At 25.1% G+C, this 20,348-nt stretch carries 16 protein-coding genes and 2 tRNA genes; 2 read left to right on the top strand and 16 right to left on the bottom strand.

The genetic code is table 4. The annotated features are described in order from the left end of the window. Window positions 1-380: 380 nt before the first annotated feature. The 16 genes from pgmB to ACXX89_RS02120 all read right to left on the bottom strand — a co-directional run bounded on the left by pgmB (window position 381) and on the right by ACXX89_RS02120 (window position 19,608). The gene (pgmB, locus tag ACXX89_RS02045; RefSeq protein ID WP_458557486.1) at window positions 381-1,040 is read right to left on the bottom strand and encodes a beta-phosphoglucomutase; all 660 of its coding nucleotides are present in this window, start codon (window positions 1,038-1,040) and stop codon (window positions 381-383) included. Then, window positions 1,034-3,376, bottom strand: a complete 2,343-nt coding sequence (locus tag ACXX89_RS02050) for a glycosyl hydrolase family 65 protein (protein ID WP_458557487.1) — start codon at window positions 3,374-3,376, stop codon at window positions 1,034-1,036. Before ACXX89_RS02050 ends, pgmB begins: the two co-directional genes overlap by 7 nt. A gap of 1 nt (window position 3,377) precedes the next feature. After that, entirely contained in the window at window positions 3,378-5,018 is a 1,641-nt protein-coding gene (locus tag ACXX89_RS02055) for an alpha-amylase family glycosyl hydrolase (RefSeq protein WP_436358964.1), read from the bottom strand. Between the two features lie 202 nt (window positions 5,019-5,220). After that, the gene (locus ACXX89_RS02060; protein ID WP_458557488.1) at window positions 5,221-7,260 is read right to left on the bottom strand and encodes an alpha-amylase family glycosyl hydrolase; all 2,040 of its coding nucleotides are present in this window, start codon (window positions 7,258-7,260) and stop codon (window positions 5,221-5,223) included. A 135-nt stretch (window positions 7,261-7,395) separates the two neighbouring features. Then, the gene (locus ACXX89_RS02065; protein ID WP_458557489.1) at window positions 7,396-10,338 is read right to left on the bottom strand and encodes an AAA family ATPase; all 2,943 of its coding nucleotides are present in this window, start codon (window positions 10,336-10,338) and stop codon (window positions 7,396-7,398) included. 2 nt (window positions 10,339-10,340) lie between these two features. Next, window positions 10,341-11,003: a ribonuclease III gene (gene rnc / locus ACXX89_RS02070; RefSeq protein ID WP_436358961.1), complete on the bottom strand. Its 663-nt coding sequence runs from the start codon at window positions 11,001-11,003 to the stop codon at window positions 10,341-10,343. 1 nt (window position 11,004) lies between these two features. After that, window positions 11,005-12,000, bottom strand: a complete 996-nt coding sequence (gene plsX, locus ACXX89_RS02075) for a phosphate acyltransferase PlsX (protein WP_458557490.1) — start codon at window positions 11,998-12,000, stop codon at window positions 11,005-11,007. Continuing rightward, window positions 12,000-13,616, bottom strand: a complete 1,617-nt coding sequence (locus ACXX89_RS02080; protein WP_436358959.1) for a DAK2 domain-containing protein — start codon at window positions 13,614-13,616, stop codon at window positions 12,000-12,002. The genes plsX and ACXX89_RS02080 overlap by 1 nt, the downstream gene beginning before the upstream one ends. Window position 13,617: 1 nt before the next feature. Beyond that, a complete protein-coding gene (locus ACXX89_RS02085; protein ID WP_436358958.1) occupies window positions 13,618-13,923 on the bottom strand; it encodes an Asp23/Gls24 family envelope stress response protein in 306 nt (101 codons plus the stop codon). Between the two features lie 110 nt (window positions 13,924-14,033). Further along, entirely contained in the window at window positions 14,034-14,912 is an 879-nt protein-coding gene (locus tag ACXX89_RS02090) for a DpnII family type II restriction endonuclease (protein WP_436358957.1), read from the bottom strand. A gap of 3 nt (window positions 14,913-14,915) precedes the next feature. Further along, on the bottom strand, window positions 14,916-15,770 hold the full coding sequence (locus ACXX89_RS02095) for a DNA adenine methylase (protein WP_436358956.1): 855 nt from the start codon (window positions 15,768-15,770) through the stop codon (window positions 14,916-14,918). Further along, window positions 15,760-16,731 (bottom strand): DNA (cytosine-5-)-methyltransferase, encoded by a 972-nt coding sequence (dcm, locus tag ACXX89_RS02100; RefSeq protein WP_458557491.1) that lies wholly within the window; start codon window positions 16,729-16,731, stop codon window positions 15,760-15,762. Before dcm ends, ACXX89_RS02095 begins: the two co-directional genes overlap by 11 nt. Before the next feature lie 161 nt (window positions 16,732-16,892). Further along, a complete protein-coding gene (gene gap, locus ACXX89_RS02105; protein ID WP_436358954.1) occupies window positions 16,893-17,891 on the bottom strand; it encodes a type I glyceraldehyde-3-phosphate dehydrogenase in 999 nt (332 codons plus the stop codon). A 133-nt stretch (window positions 17,892-18,024) separates the two neighbouring features. Further along, window positions 18,025-18,630 (bottom strand): hypothetical protein, encoded by a 606-nt coding sequence (locus tag ACXX89_RS02110; RefSeq protein WP_458557492.1) that lies wholly within the window; start codon window positions 18,628-18,630, stop codon window positions 18,025-18,027. Next, window positions 18,623-19,444 (bottom strand): class I SAM-dependent methyltransferase, encoded by an 822-nt coding sequence (locus tag ACXX89_RS02115; protein ID WP_436358952.1) that lies wholly within the window; start codon window positions 19,442-19,444, stop codon window positions 18,623-18,625. Before ACXX89_RS02115 ends, ACXX89_RS02110 begins: the two co-directional genes overlap by 8 nt. An 88-nt stretch (window positions 19,445-19,532) precedes the next feature. Beyond that, window positions 19,533-19,608: transfer RNA gene (locus ACXX89_RS02120), tRNA-His, on the bottom strand. A gap of 131 nt (window positions 19,609-19,739) precedes the next feature. Here ACXX89_RS02120 and ACXX89_RS02125 point away from each other — a divergent pair. Next, window positions 19,740-20,237, top strand: coding sequence for a dUTP diphosphatase (locus ACXX89_RS02125; RefSeq protein WP_436358951.1), 498 nt, complete (start codon window positions 19,740-19,742; stop codon window positions 20,235-20,237). Window positions 20,238-20,260: 23 nt separating this feature from the next. After that, window positions 20,261-20,337: transfer RNA gene (locus ACXX89_RS02130), tRNA-Arg, on the top strand. The last annotated feature ends 11 nt before the right edge of the window (window positions 20,338-20,348 follow it).

The following is a 20,348-nucleotide window of genomic DNA, read 5'->3' on the forward strand; positions in this document are numbered from 1 at the left end:
GTCCCATACTTTAAATTTTACTTTAAAGTGGTGCACTTGATCTTACAATTAAGCATATATATATATATATTATAGATATTAAATTTTGGGTTTAATAATTCCTTATATTTTTGTGTTTTCATAACTTATAATATTATACATTAAAAAAGCAAAATATAGGATTTTTACCGTGTAAACAGAAATATTTGAACTAATATTCATTAAAATTAAAGATTTAGTTTTAATTTTAAACAATTAGGCTTTAAAATTTTCAAAATTTCTGTTTGCTTTATTGTCTTGAATAATTAAATTTAAATTTACTAAATTAAAAAAAGACATAAATTAGATATCTACATTTATGTCTCTATGAAAATAAATTTATTGAAAATTAATTAATTTATTTAATTAAATAATTCAAGTAATTCTTCTAAATTAAGTTCTGCAGTTGATGAAACTATTTTATCTGCAATACTTCAATTTTCTTTTTCGTTATGTGTGATAGCTACTGTATGAATATTAGCATCTTTTAAACCTTGAACACCGGCAATTGCGTCTTCAAAACCAATTGTTTCTTCTGGTTTTAAATTAAGTCCTTGTGCAGCTTTTAAAAAAATTTCTGGATTTGGTTTTCCTTTAGAAACTGTTGCAGGATCAACGATAAAATCAAAATAATCAAATAATCCAATTTTTCTTAAAATTAATGGAGCATTATAAGAGCTTGAAGCAATTGCTAATTTTAATCCTTTTTCTTTTGCTGTGTTTAAAAATTCTTTAATATTAACTAAAATATCTTTTTGATCAATGTCTGTTTCTAATAATTTTTTATAATATTCATTTTTATTATTAGCCATTGTTACTATTTCTTGTTCACTTAATGAAACATTAAAAAGTTTTAAAATAGCATTTAAAGTATCAATTCTGTTTAATCCTTTTAAAGAACTATTTTGTTCTTCTGTGTAATTTAAACCAATTTTAGCTACTTCATTTTTTCAAGCTTTATAGTGTAATGAAGCGGTTTCTGTTATAACTCCATCTAAGTCAAAAATTAAACCTTTTATCATTTTTCAATAACCTCAAATTTTTGTTTTTTATTAGATATAATTACTGGTTTTTCATTTACATAAACTTCAAGATCGTTACCTGAAAGTTTTTCAATTGTAAAGTCTTTTCTATTAACAGTTACTTTTAATTTAGTATTTTTTACTAATATTGAATAAGTTAATTTTGTTCATTGTTTAGGTAAAATCGGAGCAATAAATACTTTTTTATCTAAAAATCTAAATCCTCCATATCCATAAACAATACTTTGTCAAATTGCTGCCAATGAACCTGCATGCACTCCTGCATCTGCAGAATGAAAATTAGTTCCCATATCAATATTTAAAGAATATTTAAATAATTTATACGCAATGTTCATTTTTCTTAAATCTACAGCTTTAATTGCATAAGTTGTAGGACTTAAAGATGAATCGTGAGTTGTAATAGGTTCATAATAATCAAAGTTTGCTGCAGCTACTTCTTTAGAAAATAGTTCACCTAAAACAAATGTAGAAAGAACAACATCTGCTTGTTTTACAAGTTGAGAACTTAATCTCTTGTGTCCTTCAGTGGTATTAAATAATTTTTTACCTGCATCACCTAATAATTGGAAAGGAGTAACATCAATTAAAGGAAGATTTTTGAACTCATCATTTTCTCATATGATGTTGTTTTCATTTGGTAATTGTTGTACTAAATTATCTCTAACATCTTTCATTAATTCCAAGTCTCATTTATAAGGTAATTTAGCTGCAATTTTATCTAAAATTGCCTGATTTTCCTTTGTATTTGATAATTCTTCTATATAGAAAATAGCTAGTTCTAAGTTTCTTTTAGCAATTAAATTAATAAAGTTATTATTTGTTATGTTACCTTTATATTCATTTGGTCCCATTACATTGCTAATATGATATTCTTTCCCTTTTTTCTCAACTCTAGAAGTTCAGAAAATAGCAGTATCAATAATCATTTCATAACCCATTTGCACCATAAAATCTTTATCATTAGTTACTTGGAAATATTGATCAACAGCAAAAGCAATGTCACCTGGAACGTGAATTTCTTGTTCTCTAGAAGCAATTGGAACTTGTTTTCCTGTAACTACATCAGGTTGCCCTCAATAAGGTGTCATTTCTCCTTCTGTTGGTCAAGCCATTTCTCAAGGATATTGAGCACCAATCATATTTTTTTCTGCAGCTTTTCTTCTTGCTCCTTCAATTCCTTTGTAACGGTATTCTAAAAGATTTCTTGCAACTTCCGGTTTAGTAAATAAATAGTTTGGAACAACGAAAAATTCAGTATCTCAATAACAATGTCCTTGATATCCTTCACCTGTTAATCCTTTTGCTCCTACTGACATATTTGAAGAATGTGTGGGAACAAAAGAATTCATATGATAAATTCCAAATTTTAGTGCTAATGCATCATATTCAGCATCTTTTTCACCTTCAATTTGAACATCAAATTGTTTATAAATTTCATCATATGCTTTCTTATTGTCTTTTACTAAATTCGAAAATTTTAGTGTTTCTAATAAAATACTTAAATTTTTAGCATTTTCTTTAACTTCATCAAAACTTAATATTGGATCTTTATCAACAGAAGTAGAAACTGACATTATTTTTTCTAATCTAAAGTTTTTTTCTGTAGAAATGGTTGTTTTAATTTCGTATCCCACTTGTCTACGAGACATTTTTAAAACATAATCATCATTTCCGCTTTCTAATAATTTTCCATTTAAGTAAGCTTTTACTTTCATATTATGAATCACTCATCTTTGTGATTCATTTGTTTGTTCTTGATATTGTAAAAGTGAAGGAGCAATTAAGATTTTTTTACCTTCATCAAAATGTTGAATTCCATGGTTTGTTGTTTGACCATTAATTAAAGGTAAAATTTTAATTTTTGAAGGTTCTCCACTTATTTGATTAATTTCTATTTCTTGAGCATAAATGTTTTTATTTATTTGTGAAACAACACGCTTAAAAGTTAAAACAAATTTTTTGGATTTTTTAGAAAATTTAATTTCTCTAAAAAGTAATCCGTTTTTTAAATCTAAAGACTTTGTATACTCCATTTTTTTATCGATCATAAAAATTTCATCATCAATATAAATAGAAGTTTGAATTAAATCAGCTAAGTTAGCAATTTCAGAAACTTCTGTTTTGTCTCCTTGATTAAAAATTCCGTTTACAAAGAAATCTTCTTTGTTAAACACACTTCTTTCTTCATCAACTGCTCTTATTCCTAAATAACCATTACCTTGTGAAAAAATAGACTCTGTTTTTTTAGTTACAAGTGGATCGAAACCTGTTTGACTAATAATAAAATTTTTTGTATCATAAAATAATTTAGCCATTTTATTTTTCTAAGAACATAATAGACTCATACGGTCTTAAAGTATTCTTAATTCCTTTCTTATCTGTATATGAACTAATTAAAATTTCTTTATTTAAAATATTTTTAATATTTATATCTAATTCTTTTTTAGTTAAATTTATCAATGAAATAATTTTGTTATTAAAATCATCAAATCTTTCAATTTGAATAACACCATTATCTAATAATTTCATTTTTGAATTTCCGCTAATTAAAATTTCTTTATATTTTTTTCTTAATTGAATAATTGATTTATAAAAATTTAAAATTGAATCACTTCTTTGTTCTTGTTCAGCAACAGAAGATTCTCTATAATAACCTGATTTTTTAATTCAAGTTTTAGTTCCTTTATTAAATCCAAAGTTTTCAGTTTTATCTCAAACCATCGGTACTCTTGAATTATCTCTACTGTTTATATTGTGAAATCTTGTCATTTCTTGTTCTGTATATAATTTTTGTTCATCAACAAAAATTCTGTAAGCATTTAAAGCATCTACATCTCTGAATTCATGTCTGCAATTAAAAACAGGATTTTTTAGTCCAATTTCTTCTCCATATAAAATTGTTTGGATTCCCTTTAAAGAGAATTGGTAAAGAGCAAATGATTTTGCTGATTCTTTTCAATAAAGATTTTCATCCCCTCATCTTGAAATAGATCTAGCTGTATCATGTGATGAACTAAAGTTAGTAATCATATAATTTTTGATTTCAGAATTGTTTTGATATTCAAGAATTGAAGAATTTGCAAAATCATTAGTATTTCAATTTGCATCATAACCATTTCTTCCTGTTTGTTTTCCTCAACCAATTCATCATGAACCAAAATTATAGAAGTTATCTGCTATTTTTTCTTTACCTTTTCCGTATTTTAATGCTGTATCTGGTTGAATTCCAGATGCTTCACCAATAAAGAAAACATCATTTTTTGTTTCATAAATTTTGTTTAAAAATTTTTGTAAATATTGAACCATTTTTGAACCAAATGAATGTTTAAATTTACCCTTATTTATTTCTTTATGAACATGTTGAATAGCGTCTAATCTAAATCCCCTTACCCCTAATTTATATCAAAAATCAATAACATCTACCATAGCATTAATAGTAAATTCTGATTCTCAATTTAAATCCACTTGTTCTTTAGCAAATAAATGGAAATAATATTTATTTAAAGAAGGTACATATTGTCATGCACTACCACCAAAAATTGATTCTTCTTTTCCTGGTTTATCTGTTCAAATGTAATAATTGTGTTCTTGGTTTTTCTCTGATTCAATAGCTTTTAAAAATCATTGATGTTTGTTTGAAGTGTGGTTTAAAACAATATCCATAATTATTTCAATGTTTTTTTCTTTTGCTTTAGAAACCAATTCTTTAAAATCTTCCATTGTTCCAAAAACTGATCATATTTTTTTGTAATCCAAAACATCATAACCTGCATCTGCAAACTCTGTGTCATAAATTGGACAAAGTCAAATTGCATCTACTCCAAGTTCTGATAAATAATCTAGTTTAGAAACAATTCCTTTTAAATCACCGTTTCCGTCATTGTTTGAATCTTTAAAAGATCTTGGGAAAATTTGATATATTACTTTTTCCCCTCATTTTTGTAAATTATCTTTCATTTTTCACTCCATTATTTTGTGTATAATCTCTATTATTTTACTACTAAAATAAAAATAAAAAAATTTTTTTATCATTTTTCAAAAATTCAAATAATATCAAATGTTATATCTTATTTGAGAATAAATAAAAATGCCCTATAATTGGGCATTTGACTAATATTTTTCTCTTATTTTTTCACCATATATAGAATTATAAATATTTTTATTTGTTTTCTAAAATTATAGATGTTTTTGCTGGTACTATATTTTCTTTTTTATCTTTTAAAGATATGTGTCTTGAAGATAAAACTAATTTATATTTATTATAATCAAAATGTTCTGGGTGGTCATTAAAATTATGAATAACTATTGCTTTGTTTGTTTTTTCTTTTACTGAAAAAACAACAAAATTTTCTCTTATTTCTTTATATTTTAATTTTCTATTTATTTCCTTTGCGGTATGTAGTCTAAAATATTTTGTTTTATTTCTAAATTTTAAAAGTTTTTTAAGAAAATCATAAACTTTTTCTTTAATTTTTCTATTTTGAAGATGATTTCATTTTAAACCATTAACGTAGTCTGTTGTTTTGTATGAATTATCAACAACAAAATCATTTTTATCATTTGATAAATTATTATCATTATTTAAAATTTTTAAATATCTATTATCGTGTTGTCCTGATTTATCTAGAGGTTTTGTTTGTAATAATTCTGTTCCTGCTAAAATCAATTGTCTACCTTGTGAAGTTAATTGCATCATTAAAGCTTGATTATATAAATTAATATTTTCGCTAAATGACAAGTTAGAAGTGGTTATTATTTTATCTCAAAGGGTAAAACCATCATGGCAAGCGGCATATTGTAATGTAATATTTGGCTCATTAGCAAAAACTGAATAAGCATCTTTTTCGATAAACTCTGAATTTGGATAATCAAATTTCTGTATATTTCCCGTAATTGAAACAAGAAAATCACTAAACTTACTGTAATTACTGGTTATAAGTCCTTTTTCATTATCTTCTATACTATCAGCACCTTTAATTGCGTTTCTAATAGTGTCATTAAAATAAGCAAACTTAATACTATTGGTATTTACTCCTTTAGTAAAAGAGTTTTCAAATTTTAAATCACTAAAAGGTCATGCTTCTCCGTGTAAAACAATATTTTTATTGATCTTTTTAAGTTCATCTTGCATTTTGCAAAGAGTTGTTTTATCAATAAAAGTTGATAAATCGAATCTAAAGCCATCTACTCCAAAGTATTTAGCAAAATATACTAAAGAATCAATCATCATTTTTCTTACCATTTTTGCTTCACTATTTAGAGCTGGTAAATCAACAGGAAAAACTTCAGAATTATTTCTAAAATAATAATTTGGAGTTATTGTTTCTAATAAATCATTAATCATCATATGGTTAAAAACAACGTCCATTATTATTGCTATACCATTTTTATGTGCTTCATTTACAAAGTGTTTAAATTCTCTTAATCTTGCATAAGGATCCTTAGGATCGGATGAGTATCATCCAGCAATTGAAAAGTAATTTAAAGGATCATAACCTCAGTTATAATTGGTTGTTCATCCTGTTCCTTCATTTTTATTTAAAATGTTTAAGTTTTTATCACTTAATGTATAAATAGATTGAATAGGTAGAAGTTGTAAATGAGTTATTCCTAAATCTTTTAAGTATTCAAAAATATTATTTTCCAAAGCAGCATTAAATGTTCCTAAACGATTCTTAAAGTTATTTTGATCTAAAAGTGAAGTAAAATCTCTAATATGTAATTCATAAATTAAAGGATCAACACCATTATTTAAATTAGTTTTTAAAGGGATAGTTTCTATTTCTTCAACTAATGTTTTTTCTCAATCAACAATTACAGCTAAAGGGATTTTTTGAGTTGTTCCTTCTCAATCAAAAGGTGCAAAAACTTTAGCATATGGATCAAAAATATATTCAAAAGGTTGATCTTTAGTTCTTTTTATTTTAAATAAATAATAATATCCTTCATAAATTTCAGAAATTTTTCCTGTTCATAAATCATTATTTCTTTTGCAACCGATTGTAGTAATCTTTTGCATTCTTTCATTTTTATTAAATATTTCAACATAAACTTCAGCCACATCTGGTATTCAAATTCTAAAAAAGAAGAAGTTATCTTTTTTAAAAATTCCTTGCGAACTTATTTTTTTAGAAACTCTTTCATCAATTCTTTGTACATTTTTATTTACAATTTCATAATTTCCTTTATATTCCATCATTTTTCCTCTTTTTTGATTTTAATATAATTATATTTTATAACATTTTTAAAATTTTTTAAAATTTAATGTATGATATTTGTTATATTAAATATAATATCAGCAAAATAAAATACCAAATTAATGGTATTTTAATTTTTATTGTTCTTCACCATCTTGAATCATTTCTTTTGCTTTTGCAAGTTCAACACTAAAGAATGATGTAACACCACGTTTTTGCATAGTTGCTCCAAATAAGTGGTCTACTTTAGTCATTGTTCCGTGACGGTGAGTAATAACTATAAATTGTGTTTTTTCTTTTAATGACTGTAAAAATTCTGCATAACGAATAACATTAGCTTCGTCAAGTGCTGCTTCTACTTCGTCCAAAATACATAATGGAATAGGTTTAGCTTTAATTATTGCAAATAATAAGGAAATTGCAATAATTGCTTTTTCTCCACCTGAAAACAGTTTTAAATTTTTAACTGATTTACCTGGTGGTTGAGCTATGATATCAATTCCTGTTTCTAAAATATTTTGTGGATCTGTATATTGGATTTGTGCATCTCCACCACCAAACATTGTTTGAAATACAAATCTAAACTCATTATTAACAATGTTAACAGTTTCTTGAATTTTATTAACAATGATTTTATCCATTTCACTAATAGCTTCAAGAATTGTGTTTTTAGCATCATTTAATTCTTCTTCATTATCTTTTAAGTTTGTGAATCTTTCTTCAACTTCTTCACACTCTTCTATAGAATCCAAATTAACATTTCCTAATTGTTTTATTTCTTCTTTTAAAGCATTAACAAGAGTTCTGGCATTTTCAATTTCCATTTCAAGTTTGAAATTATTTTGTGCAGTTTCTAAAGTTAATTGATAATGTTCTGTTAATCTTCTTTGACTTTCAGTTAAAACCATTTCAACTTTATTTTTATCATTTTCATGCTGAGCATTTACTTTACTTAATTCATAAAGTTCTTTTTCAACTTCATTTTTTTGATTAATATAAGGTAAAAGTTCATTTGCAAGAGAAGCAATTCTTGTTTTTTTAATTCTAAGATTTGCTGCCATTTCGTTTTTTTGGTTTGTTAATTCAACAAGATTATTACTAATTTCATCTGTTTTTGAAATTTCAAGTGCTTCAGAACTTACTGATTCATATTTTGCTCTTAAAAAATCGTATTTATCTGTTAAATCTACTCTTTTTTGTTTTGTGTTAGCAAGTTCATTTTTTCATTCATTAATTGTAGAAATTAATTCTTCTTTTTTATTTTTTAATTCTACTTCTTTTTGTTCGAACTCTTCTTTTTTCTTTAATAATAAAGGAATTATTTTCTTTAATTCATTAATGTTATCATCAAGTTGCATTAAACTATTATCTGTTTCTTCTTTTGCTCCACCAGAAATAACTCCACCAACTCTAATAATGTCTCCATCTAGCGATACAACCATATATTTAAGTTGTAAAAGTTTGGATAATTTATTGGCATCTTCAATGGTTTTTGCTACAACTATATTACCAAGTAAAAAGTCTCTTAGTTTGAAAAATTCTTTATCTGTGTCAACAAGTTCTGAAGCAATTGCAACAAATCCAGGTTGTGTTTGTAAAGCAACTTTGTGTTCTTGTTTCATTTCTTTAGGTTGTATAGATGTTAAAGGAATGAAAGTAGCCTTACCACCATTATTTTCTTTTAAAAAGTTAACTGCTTTAACTGCTGTTTCAGGAACATCAACAACAATGTGTTGCAATGCACTTTTAAGAATTGCTTCAATTGCTGGTGCAAATTCTTTTTCAGCTTTTATTAAGTCAAAAACTGTTCCTTTGAATCCTTTACCAAATAAAGTTTTGTTTTCAACAATAGTTTTTGTACCTTTAAATAAATTGGTTTTATTGTTTTTGTGCTCTTCTAAAATTCTTAATTTAGTTTTAGCACTTTCGTGTTTATTGTATGAAGAATTTTTTTCAGAAGCCACTCTATAAAGTTCTTTTTCGATATTAGTTAATTCGTTTGAACTTTGAGAAATAGTTTCTTCTGTTTTTTGTTCTGAACTACGGAAATGCCCAATTCTTGCGTGTATTTCTGCAATTTCTTCTTTTAAACTAGCGATTTGTTCTTCTGGAGTTGCTTTAATATCTCCATTAATAATATCTTGTCTTCTTTGTGTTATTTTTGATTGTCTTAATTCTAATTGATGTATTTCATTTTCAACTTTAGTTAAATCATTTTGTAATTGATCTGCTTCTGTTTCTAATTTTAATTTTTGATTAGTATTTTCATTAATTGTAGTTGAGTATAAAGATAATTTTGATTCTAAATCATCTCTTTTTTCCATTATATTAGTTAATTCTTGTTTTAAAAATCCCATTTTATCTGTAAAAAACTTAAGATCTTCAACAAGAAGACCAACTTCTACAGATTTTAATTCAGCTGATTTTTCAATAAAAATTTTTGCTTTTTCAGCTTGTTTTTTTAATGGAATTAATCTTTTTTCAAGTTCAGCAATAATTGTTCTAACTTTATCCAAAGCTTCTTCAGTTGTTTCTAATTTTCTTAATGCTTCAACTTTTCTAGCTTTATATTTTGAAGTTCCTGCAGCTTCTTCAATAATACCTCTTCTATGTTCTGGTGAAGCTTCAGCAATATCACTAATTGTTCCTTGAGAAATAATCGCTAATGATGATTTGGAAATCCCAGATTCCATAGCAATTTCTTTAATGTCTTTAAATCTTGCTAATTCTCCATTGATATAATACTCATTTCCACCTTTTCCTCTGTGTAAAACCCTAGAAATGGTGAAAATATCGTGTGGAACAGAAACTGCTTTATCACTATTATCAAAGGTTAAAATAACTTCTGCTTTGTCTAATTCTTTTACTGTCTTAGAACCAGCAAAAATCACATCCTCCATACTATCTCCCCTAAGGGCTTTAGAAGATTGTTCTCCTAATACTCATCTAATAGCATCATTGATGTTAGATTTACCTGAACCATTTGGACCAACAATTCCAACAACTCCACCATCAAAATTTAAAACCACTTTATCAGCAAATGATTTAAAACCTTGTGCTTCAACTTTTATTAATTTCATAATTACCTCTTTTTAAAAGTACTCAATGCATCTTTAGCTGCTGCTATTTCTGCATTTTTCTTATTTTTTCCTTTTCCTTTTCCAAAAATTTTACCATCATAATGTAATTCAGCATAAAATTCTTCGCCTATTTTTTGAACCCTGTATTCTCCAGGATGTTTTGTTATCGATTGTAAAATTTCTTGAAATTCAGATTTAGGATCTTTCTTTATTTCTAAAATCGATTTGTTTATAGTTTTGTATAAAGTTTTTTCAAGAAAATTTTCTAAAACTTTATCTCCTTGATCTAAATAGATAGCCGCTACTAAGGCTTCAAATAAATCAGCATTTGTTTTTTTATTATTAAGAATTTCCATAGCTCCTTTAGAAATTCTTAATAATTCATTTAATTTTAATTCAAAAGACAACAATGAAAGCGAATTTGTATCAACAATTTGGGATCTTTTAATTGTTGCTTCACCTTCATTAAAATTCTTATACTTTTGATAAATGTAATATGTACTTTTAAAATTTATTAGTGAATCACCAAGAAATTCTAAAAGTTCATAATTCTTTTCATTTTTATGTTCATTTGTAAATGATTTATGCGTAAAAGCCTGTATAAAAAGTTTTAAATCATTTGGTATTATATTAATGCTTTTTAAAAATTCTTCAACTTTTTTCACTTTAAGCAATAGCCTCTTTAGTTTTTTCTAAAACATCACTTTCAATTGCTATTTTTATTTGATTAAGAGCTCCTAAAAATGCTTTTGCGTCTGATGAACCATGTGATTTAATTACTATTCCGTTTAAACCAATTACTCAAGCTGCTCCAACATTTCTATAATCAAATCTTTCTTTTACTTCTTTAAATGCTCTTTTCAAAAATAAAGCAAAAATCTTTCTAAAAAGTTTTTTAGTTAATTTTTCTTTTAATAATTTAGAAAAATTTAAAACCGTTCCCTCCATTGTTTTTAGTGTTATATTACCTGCATAACCATCAGCTAACGCGATGTCAATATCTCCTTTTAAAAGATCTCTTGTTTCTATAAAACCTTTATAATTAAGATTTTGATTTGATTTTAATAAAAAGTTAGCATCTTTGTGATAATCATAGCCTTTATAATCTTCAGTTCCTATATTAATCAAACCAATTTTTGGTGATTTAACTTTAAATAAATTTTCATAAAAGATGCTTGAAATAATTCCTCACTGAACAAAGTATTCTGGTTTTACTATTAAATTAGCACCTGAATCTAAAAGTAAGAAGTACTTATTTTCAATTAATGTTGGAATCATTGGCATAAATGCTGCTCTTGCAACATTAGTGAGTCTTTTAATTTTTAAAGTAGCCATCCCTAAATAAGTACCGGAATCTCCAGCAGATAAAACTGCTTTTGCTTGATTTTGTGCCACTAAATCTAAAGCAACAGACATACTTGTAGTTTGTTTAGAAACTTCACGCATATTATTCTCATTTGCTTTAGCAACATTAATTTCGTTAATGATTTCCACTTGATTGTTTTTTATATATTTATTTTTAAGAAGTTTTAAAATTTCCTTTTCATCTCCTATTAAAAAGATTTTATAATCACTATTTTCATCTAAAAACTTACTAACAGCAACTATTTTTTCTTTTAAAGGTGTATCTGTTCCAAGTAAATCAAAAGCAATTGTTTTCATTATTCAACTCCTATTAAGTAATGATAAATTTTTTGTTGTCCATTTTTTATTTCTACTTCTACATCGTATCTAGATTCAATGTAATTTAAAACTTCATTAGCATCGCTTTTTGTAGAATCTGTTCCGTAGTAAATGGTAACAATTTCAGTGCTACTTTTAATTAAAGATTCAATAACTTTTTTAGCAGCATCGTTGTAACTAGAAGCTGTTGCAATAATTTTTCCATTTGCTATTGCTAAATAATCACCTTCTTTAATTTTAATTCCATTCATAGTAGTTTCTCTACTTGCAATCGTTACTTCTCCTGTGCTTACGCTTTTAATTGCATCTTCCATTAGTTCTTTATTATCATCTCAATCTGATTCTTCATTAAAGTTTAAAGAAGCACTTATTCCTTGTATTTGTGTTTTGGTTGGAATTATAATAACTTTTTTGTCTTGAATGGTTTGAACAGCTTGTTGAGCACTTAAAATAATATTAGAATTGTTTGGTAAAATAAAAACTGTTTCAGCATTTATAGAATTAATAGCTTGAATGATGTCATTTGTTGAAGGATTATTTGTTTGTCCTCCTTCAATGATAAAGTGAACACCGTTTTCTTTCATTACATTTATAATTCCCTGACCTGTATTACATGAAACTAAACCGGATTTGTATTTTTTTTCTGTATTTTTAGTATCATTTGCAATATTTTTAGATTCATTTGCTTGAATAGTCATATTTTCGGATTTGATTTTAATAAATTCACCATATTTTTGAGCAGCATTTAAAAGCATTCCTGGTTTTAAAACATGACCGTGAATTTTTACTCAATCTTCATCTTGAACTACAACTAATGAAGTAGCCATTTTGGAAATTTCATTAACGATTTTATCTTTAGAAAATGTTTTAGGGTTTTTTAATTCAATAATGAATTCAGTACAGTATCCAAATTCACCTTCGTAAATTTCTGTATCACTAACAAAATCAGAAATATTGACTTGTTCATCACTTAATTCAACTGGTTCATTGATTGTTAATTTGTACATCCCTTCTAAAATTAAACGAAGTCCTTCACCACCTGAATCATTAACACCAACTTCTTTTAAAACCGGTAATAAGTTTCTTGTGTTGTTACAACTAATTTTAGATTGTTCAACTGCAATTTTAAAAATTTCACTAATGTTAGTTGAAGGAGTAATTGTTTGTTCTAATTTTTCAGTAACTTCTCTTATTACTGTTAAAATGGTTCCTTCAACCGGTTTTAAAACTGAAGAGTATGCTTTAGAAGTAGCACTACGAAATCCTTCAATTAACTCAAAACTATTAATTTCTTTCTTATTAGCAAATGAATCGGCAAAACCTCTAAATATTTGAGAAACAATAACCCCAGAATTTCCTCTAGCTCCAAGTAACATATTTCTTGATATTTTTTGTGAAATTTCATCAATTCTAGTACTTTTTGTTTCTAAAATATTCTTAACTCCTGCAGAAATTGTAGTAGCCATATTGCTACCTGTATCACCATCTGGAACAGGGAAAACATTTAATGCATTTATTTTTTCTTTAGAATTAGCTAAATTGTTAGCACCTGAAATTAACATTTTTGCATATAATTCACCATTTAAAATTTTCATATTACTTAATCCCCTTTATATGAATATTTAAAGTTTCTAATTTTAGTTCGTTTTTTTGTAAGTGGTATTCAATAACTGATTTTATTTCTTCAACTGCAGTTTTAACACTAACAGAAAATAACAAAATTATGGCTAAATTAATTTTTAAGCCATTATTTCCTTTAATAATAAAAATTGATTTTTCTCACTCTTCTCTTTTGAGAGCTTTAGCTAAAACATTTGCTTCAGTATTAATATTACAAAAACCATAAATTCCTGGTATTAAAGAAATTTTTTCTAAAAGTTGGTTTCTTAATTCTTCAACCATTTTCACCTCTTTAAAATAGATAACTATAAATATTTTAAATTATATAACATTTTATTCTTTTTAAACAGTAAAAAAAAGAAAAAAACGTTTATTTTTGAGTAAAATAAATTTTAAATTTTGAAAAAATCTAATAATAATTTTTCAAAATATTGACTTTCTATTTCTGAAAAATTAAAATAATTTATTTTTCCTTCCATTTTTTCTAATAAAAAATCGGCATTTTTACTTCAAAATGGTCCGTCAGTTATTAAAATAAAAGCTACTTTATTATTTTTTAATTCCTTATTTCTATTTATATAACTATCTATTATTTCTATAGGTTTTGAACCGCTATTAAAAAAGAAATTCACTTCAATATTAATCATTTTATCATTTTTCAGAAGAAGAAAATCTCCTATTTTATGCATATCATTTATATTCTGAACATTCTTAAAATTTTGCTGTTGAAATAGGATTATGTTGTTTTTATCACAAATTAATTTCAAAGAATCAAAGCACCTTTTTTCAAATCAACTGCCACTTCTATTTTTTCTTCCATTAGAATCTAAGCCTACTAAAATACCTAAAACATAATCAATTACACTATTTTGTAAAAAATCCAAAAATAACTTTTTTAATCCTGTTTTATGGAAAAATAATAGAAATTTTTCTATTTCATAGTCTGATAATTTATTGTCAAAATTGAAATTAAAACATTCAGTTTTAATATCTTCATCAATTATTTCTAAATTGATTTTTGTCTTTGTAAAAAGTTCTCTTTCTTTTTTACTTAAAGCAATAAGCAATGGGAAAACTTTAATAACTTCTGGATTTTGTTTTAAAATCATTTTGAATGTTTGATCAAAATTCTTGTTTTTTATTAAAATATCTAATTTATCTAAAAAAGGTAAATAAATTTTGTAGTCTTTTATATTTTCTCAATTAACAAAGAAAGAATAATTTCTATTTGTTTTGAGTAAATTCTTTTTAAATTGTTCTATTCTATTCATAAATTAATAATTTGTTATTATTATTTCTTCTCCTGTTCTTTTATTTTTATCTCTATTAATTAACCTTTTTACTTTGATTATTTCTTTATTAAAATCCTTATATAATTCATTTATTAAATCCGTATTATGGTTAGTTAACATTATATAGCAACCTTTTTTGTCCAAAACTTTTACAACTTGAGATAATCTAATGTGTTCTTCTTTATCAAATCCTGCTTCTGTATAAGAATCAAAAGATTTATTTTCTAAAGAATCATATGGACTATCTATGAAAATAAAATCTCCTTTTTTTGCTTTTTCTAAAACTGTTGCAAAATCAAAATTCATAATTTCTGTTTTTTTATTCAAAAAATTAGAAATATTGACTATATTTTCTTTAGAAAAAGAAGAAAAATTTTCTTTTCCATTAAAGGGAACATTGAATTCTCCTTTAGAATTAACTCTATATAAACCATTAAAACATCTTTTATTTAAATAAATAAAAAATGTTGCTAATTCTACATCAAATTCTTTATTTTTAATTTTTTCATTATATTTTTCTCTAATTAAATAGTAATCACCTTTTGTTATAAAGGTTTTATCTAATTTTTCAAGATTAGATATAACTAAATCTGGATTTTCTTTTATTTGAATATAAGCATTTATTAAAGAACTATTGATGTCATTAATAAAATATTTCTTTGCTTCAATAGAAAAAAGAACAGCACCACCACCAACAAAAGGTTCAAAATATCTATTTATTGTTTTTGGTAATTTTTCTTGTATTTTTTCTATAATCTGCCTTTTTCCGCCTGCTCATTTAACAAAAGGAATAGTCTTAGTTTTTGTTTTATCCATTGTATTATTTTTATTTTCCATCTTTTTCTCTTTCTCTTATTATTGTAAGCATTTTAGAAGCAATTTTTTGAATTACAGTTACTGTCATTGCATTTCCTGCTTGTGAAAGGAGTTTATTATTATTTAAGTTCATTTTTTTAGCTTTTTCAACTATTTCTTTTGGAAAAACTTGCAAAAGCAAAGCTTCATAACCATTAAGTTTTTTAATTTGCTTATTTTGTATGTATAATAAACCGTGTCTCCCTTTTCTTAAAGTAGGAAATATTTCATTGTATTTTCTTAAATCTGATTGTCTTGTATCAATTACAGTATTTTCTCATTTTAATATATCATTAATTGAATATAAATTTTGATTATAAGGATTACCTAAATATTTTAAAAAAGTTTTATTATCTATTTCAAGTATATTAGTATTATTTTTATCAATAAAATTATTAAAATTATATATTTTCTCTTTTTCTTGTGGAAATTCAAAATTTAAAATATTTAAATTGTTTTTAAAACCTACAATATATATTCTTTCTCGAGAATGAGGTATACCGAAATCATTAGTATTTAAAACTTTGTAAAAAATGTCGTAACGAGCATTTTGTAACTCATTTTTTATAATTTCAAAAGTTTTTCCTTTATCATGATTTATTAAACCTTTAACATTTTCTAAAATAAAATATTTTGTTTGTTTTTCTTTTAAAATTCTAATAATATGATAAATTATTTGACCTCTTTCATCTTCTAAACCCTCTCTTTTTCCTGCTATAGAAAAAGTTTGACAAGGAAAACCTGCAATCACAAAATCAAAATCTGGTAAATCTCTTGTTTTAATTTTAGTTAAATCTCCGAAATTTTTATCATCATTAAATAATAATTTATATGTTTTAGCAGTATTTTCTTCTATTTCTGAATGTCCTATGCATTGTAAACCATTTAATTCTAATCCTAATCTACCTCCACCTATTCCAGAACATAAATCTAAAAATTTCATAGATATTTCTCCTTTATAATTTTATTGTTGTTGTTTTATATTTTTAATTCTGTTTTTTTAACACTAATTTCTATTATTATTTTACTTTATTTTAAAGTTTATTTATTAAAAACAAATAAAAAAATAGATGCATTTTTCAATGCATCTATTAAGAATAATTATTATAATGAAGATAATAATTTTAATACTCTTACATATTGGTTTACATATGATGATTCATTATCGTATCATGTGTAAATTTTGTAAAGATTTTTTCCATCAACTGTTAATACTTTTGTTAAAGTTGCATCGAAAATTGATCCTTCTGTTGCTCCAATAATGTCTGAAGAAACGATTGGTTCATCTGTATAACCAAATGATTCACTTGAATGTGATTTCATAACTGAGTTAATTTCTTCTGCTGTTGCATCTTTTTTAAGTTCAACTACTAAATCAACAAATGATCCTGTAATTGTTGGAACTCTTAAAGCAATACCGTCTAATTTTCCTTTTAATGAAGGAACTACTAATCCAATAGCTTTTGCTGCTCCTGTTGAAGAAGGAACGATGTTAATAGCTGCAGCTCTTGCTCTTCTTAAGTCTGAGTGAGGTGCATCTTGTAATCTTTGATCTGCTGTATAAGCGTGAATTGTTGACATGTATCCACGTTCAATTCCAAAGTGTTTATCTAAAAAGTGAACAACTGGTGCTAAAGCGTTTGTTGTACATGAAGCTGCTGAAACAACTTTGTCATCTTTTGTTAAAATGTCGTGGTTAACATTGTAAACTATAGTTTTTAAATCTCCTGAAGCTGGTGCAGAAATTAATACTTTTTTAGCTCCTGCTGTTAAGTGTTTTTCAGATCCTTCTTTTGAAGTAAAGAATCCAGTTGATTCAACAACAACATCAATACCTAAATCTTTTCAAGGTAATAATTCTGGGTTTCTTTCAGCTAAAATTTTAATTTCTTTTCCATCAACTACTAAGTTTCCGTTTTTAACTTCTACTGTTCCTTCAAATCTTCCGTGAGCTGAATCGTATTTTAGTAAGTGTGCTAATGTTTTAGCATCTGTTAAGTCGTTAATAGCAACAACTTCTAAATCATTTTTATGTAATTTGTGAATTGCTCTGAAAACTAATCTACCAATTCTACCAAATCCATTTATAGCAATTTTTTTCATTTTATACCTTTCTTTAAAAATAAATGTATTTTTACTTTTGTTTTTAAAATTATTTATTTCCTTTAAATTATATTACAAATTAAAAAAAGATTATTTATTTTTATTTAATAGTAAAATCCAAGATTTAAAGTTATTATGAATTGAATAATTTTTCTTCAAGTTTTGAGTCTCTGTATTTTTCTAATCACCTACTAGTGTTTGTATTATTTAAATCATTTAAATCTATGCTAATACGATATTCTTGTTTGTTATTATTATTGTTTTTGTTGATAACTCCATGTGCACTATGTCCTAAAATTTTAATTTCTTCTTCCATTTCTTCTTTGGTTAATAAAAATAGAAAATTATTTTTATAAAACAAATCATCTATAAAAACACATAAATAATAATCTAATTCATGGTGTAATCTGATTTGGACAATATTTAAAATATTGCCATTTGCAGAAGGAGTGGAACATTTTATTTCATAATAAACGTTGTCTTTATCTTTTGAATCACCTTTTTCTAACTTCGGTGATATCTTTTCAAATTCAAACTTTTTTTCTATAAAAGTTTGTTGTAAGGTGGATTTACTTTGTGGACTCAAAACAGAGATAATAAAAAAATATTTAATAGAACTTGTGATATCTTCTAATTTTTGCTCATCAATACTTTCTTTATTTACATATTTGCTAAAATTATTTATTCTTATTTTATAACTTTCAATAACTTTGAAAATGTCTTTAATTTCTTTACTCACGTGTTTTTTTCCTTTCATTTCAAGCGATTATTATTTCATCTTGATTTATTCAATAATTACCACCATTTATTGATGATTTAGGTTTAAAAACTAATTTTCTAAATTCGTTTTTAATTAGTTCAATATCATAATTTTCTTTTACTTTTATATAATGTTCAGATTTTGAATTTGTCACTTCTTGTAATGATTTAATTTTTGCAGAATTTCCATTTATAGTAAAATCAGCTTCTTGGCTTCCTCTTGGTAAAAAAGTAAATTCTTTTGGAATAATTGTAGGTTTTTTCTTTCTTAAATCTTTTTGTTTATTTTCTGTCATTTTTGTTCAAACAAAAAACGTACAAGGAACGTGATATACTTCTTTTTGTTCTTGATTATAAACAAAAAAAGAATTTTTCGGTAATTCTCATTCTGTAACTAATTTCCACTCTTTTGGAAATAAACTAGTTGATTGATTAGTTATTTTACTAAAGGTATTAGGTAAAATAAATGCAATTGTTGAAGCATTTAAATCTATTGAATGTTTGATAAATTTTTTAGCTAAAGATGATCTATAACCAAAAGGCGGATTCCCTATAATTAAAATTTTTTCAGTATTTGGTTTATTGATTTTGACACAAAAAAAATCTTGTTTAATGATATTGCTGTTTTTAGGCTCAATATCATAAGCAATAACATTATTTAACAAATCACTAAAACTACCTTCTCCAGCTGAAGGTTCAATTATAATACTATATTGCTCTAAATTATCAATTTTAGAGATACATTTTTTAGCAATTGCCTTTTTTGTATAAAATTGATCAAGTTTTATTTGCATATTCTTATTTTACTATATTTCAGATATGATTAAGAAAATAAAAAAAACCATTTTTTAAATTTCTTAAATTTTAAGATAACTTAAAAAATGGGGCGGATGACGGGGATCGAACCCGCGTATGTCGGAGCCACAACCCGATGCGTTAGCCACTTCGCCACATCCGCCATAATTATTAATATTATACAATAATATCGTTTTTTGCCAAACAATTTTATAAATTATTAATCTTCATTAAAAGAAAATAAAAGTTTCTTTAGTTTTAAAAATAAAAAAGAAATTAATATATAATAATATTATGGATTTTACTAAAATATTTATTTTTCAAAAAACACTTGATTCTAAATTTGAAGAATCAATAAAACAAAGAAATGTTTCAATGGATGTTTTGGAGTGACATAAGCAAGTGACTTTGGCAATAATTGTCGAAATTGCTGAATTTGCAAATGAATTGCAATCATTCAAATATTGAAAACAAAATAGAAATATTAATAATGAAAAATTATTAGAAGAATGAGCTGACATAATTCATTTTTTAAGTTCTTGTGCTAATAATTTAAATTTAAATCCTATAATTAAAAAAACAGCAGTTTCAGCTGATATTAACATCCAATTGCAAAATGTTTTTAAAGCTGCAGTTGATTTTCAAACAGAGTTTAACTCAACAAATTTATCAACTCTTTTTAGCTTAATTCTTGGTTTTTTAGATATTTTAAATATTAAAGAAGAAATGCTAATTAATGCTTACTTTAAAAAAGCAGAAATTAATTTAAAAAGAATTAAAGAAAAATATTAAATTATGGTATAATACATATTAGTGGTTCCGTAGCTCAGCAGGATAGAGCACAAGCCTTCTAAGCTTGTTGTCAGAGGTTCGAATCCTCTCGGGATCGCCATTTTTTTATTC

It is taken from the genome of Mycoplasma sp. 1012, from assembly GCF_054343455.1.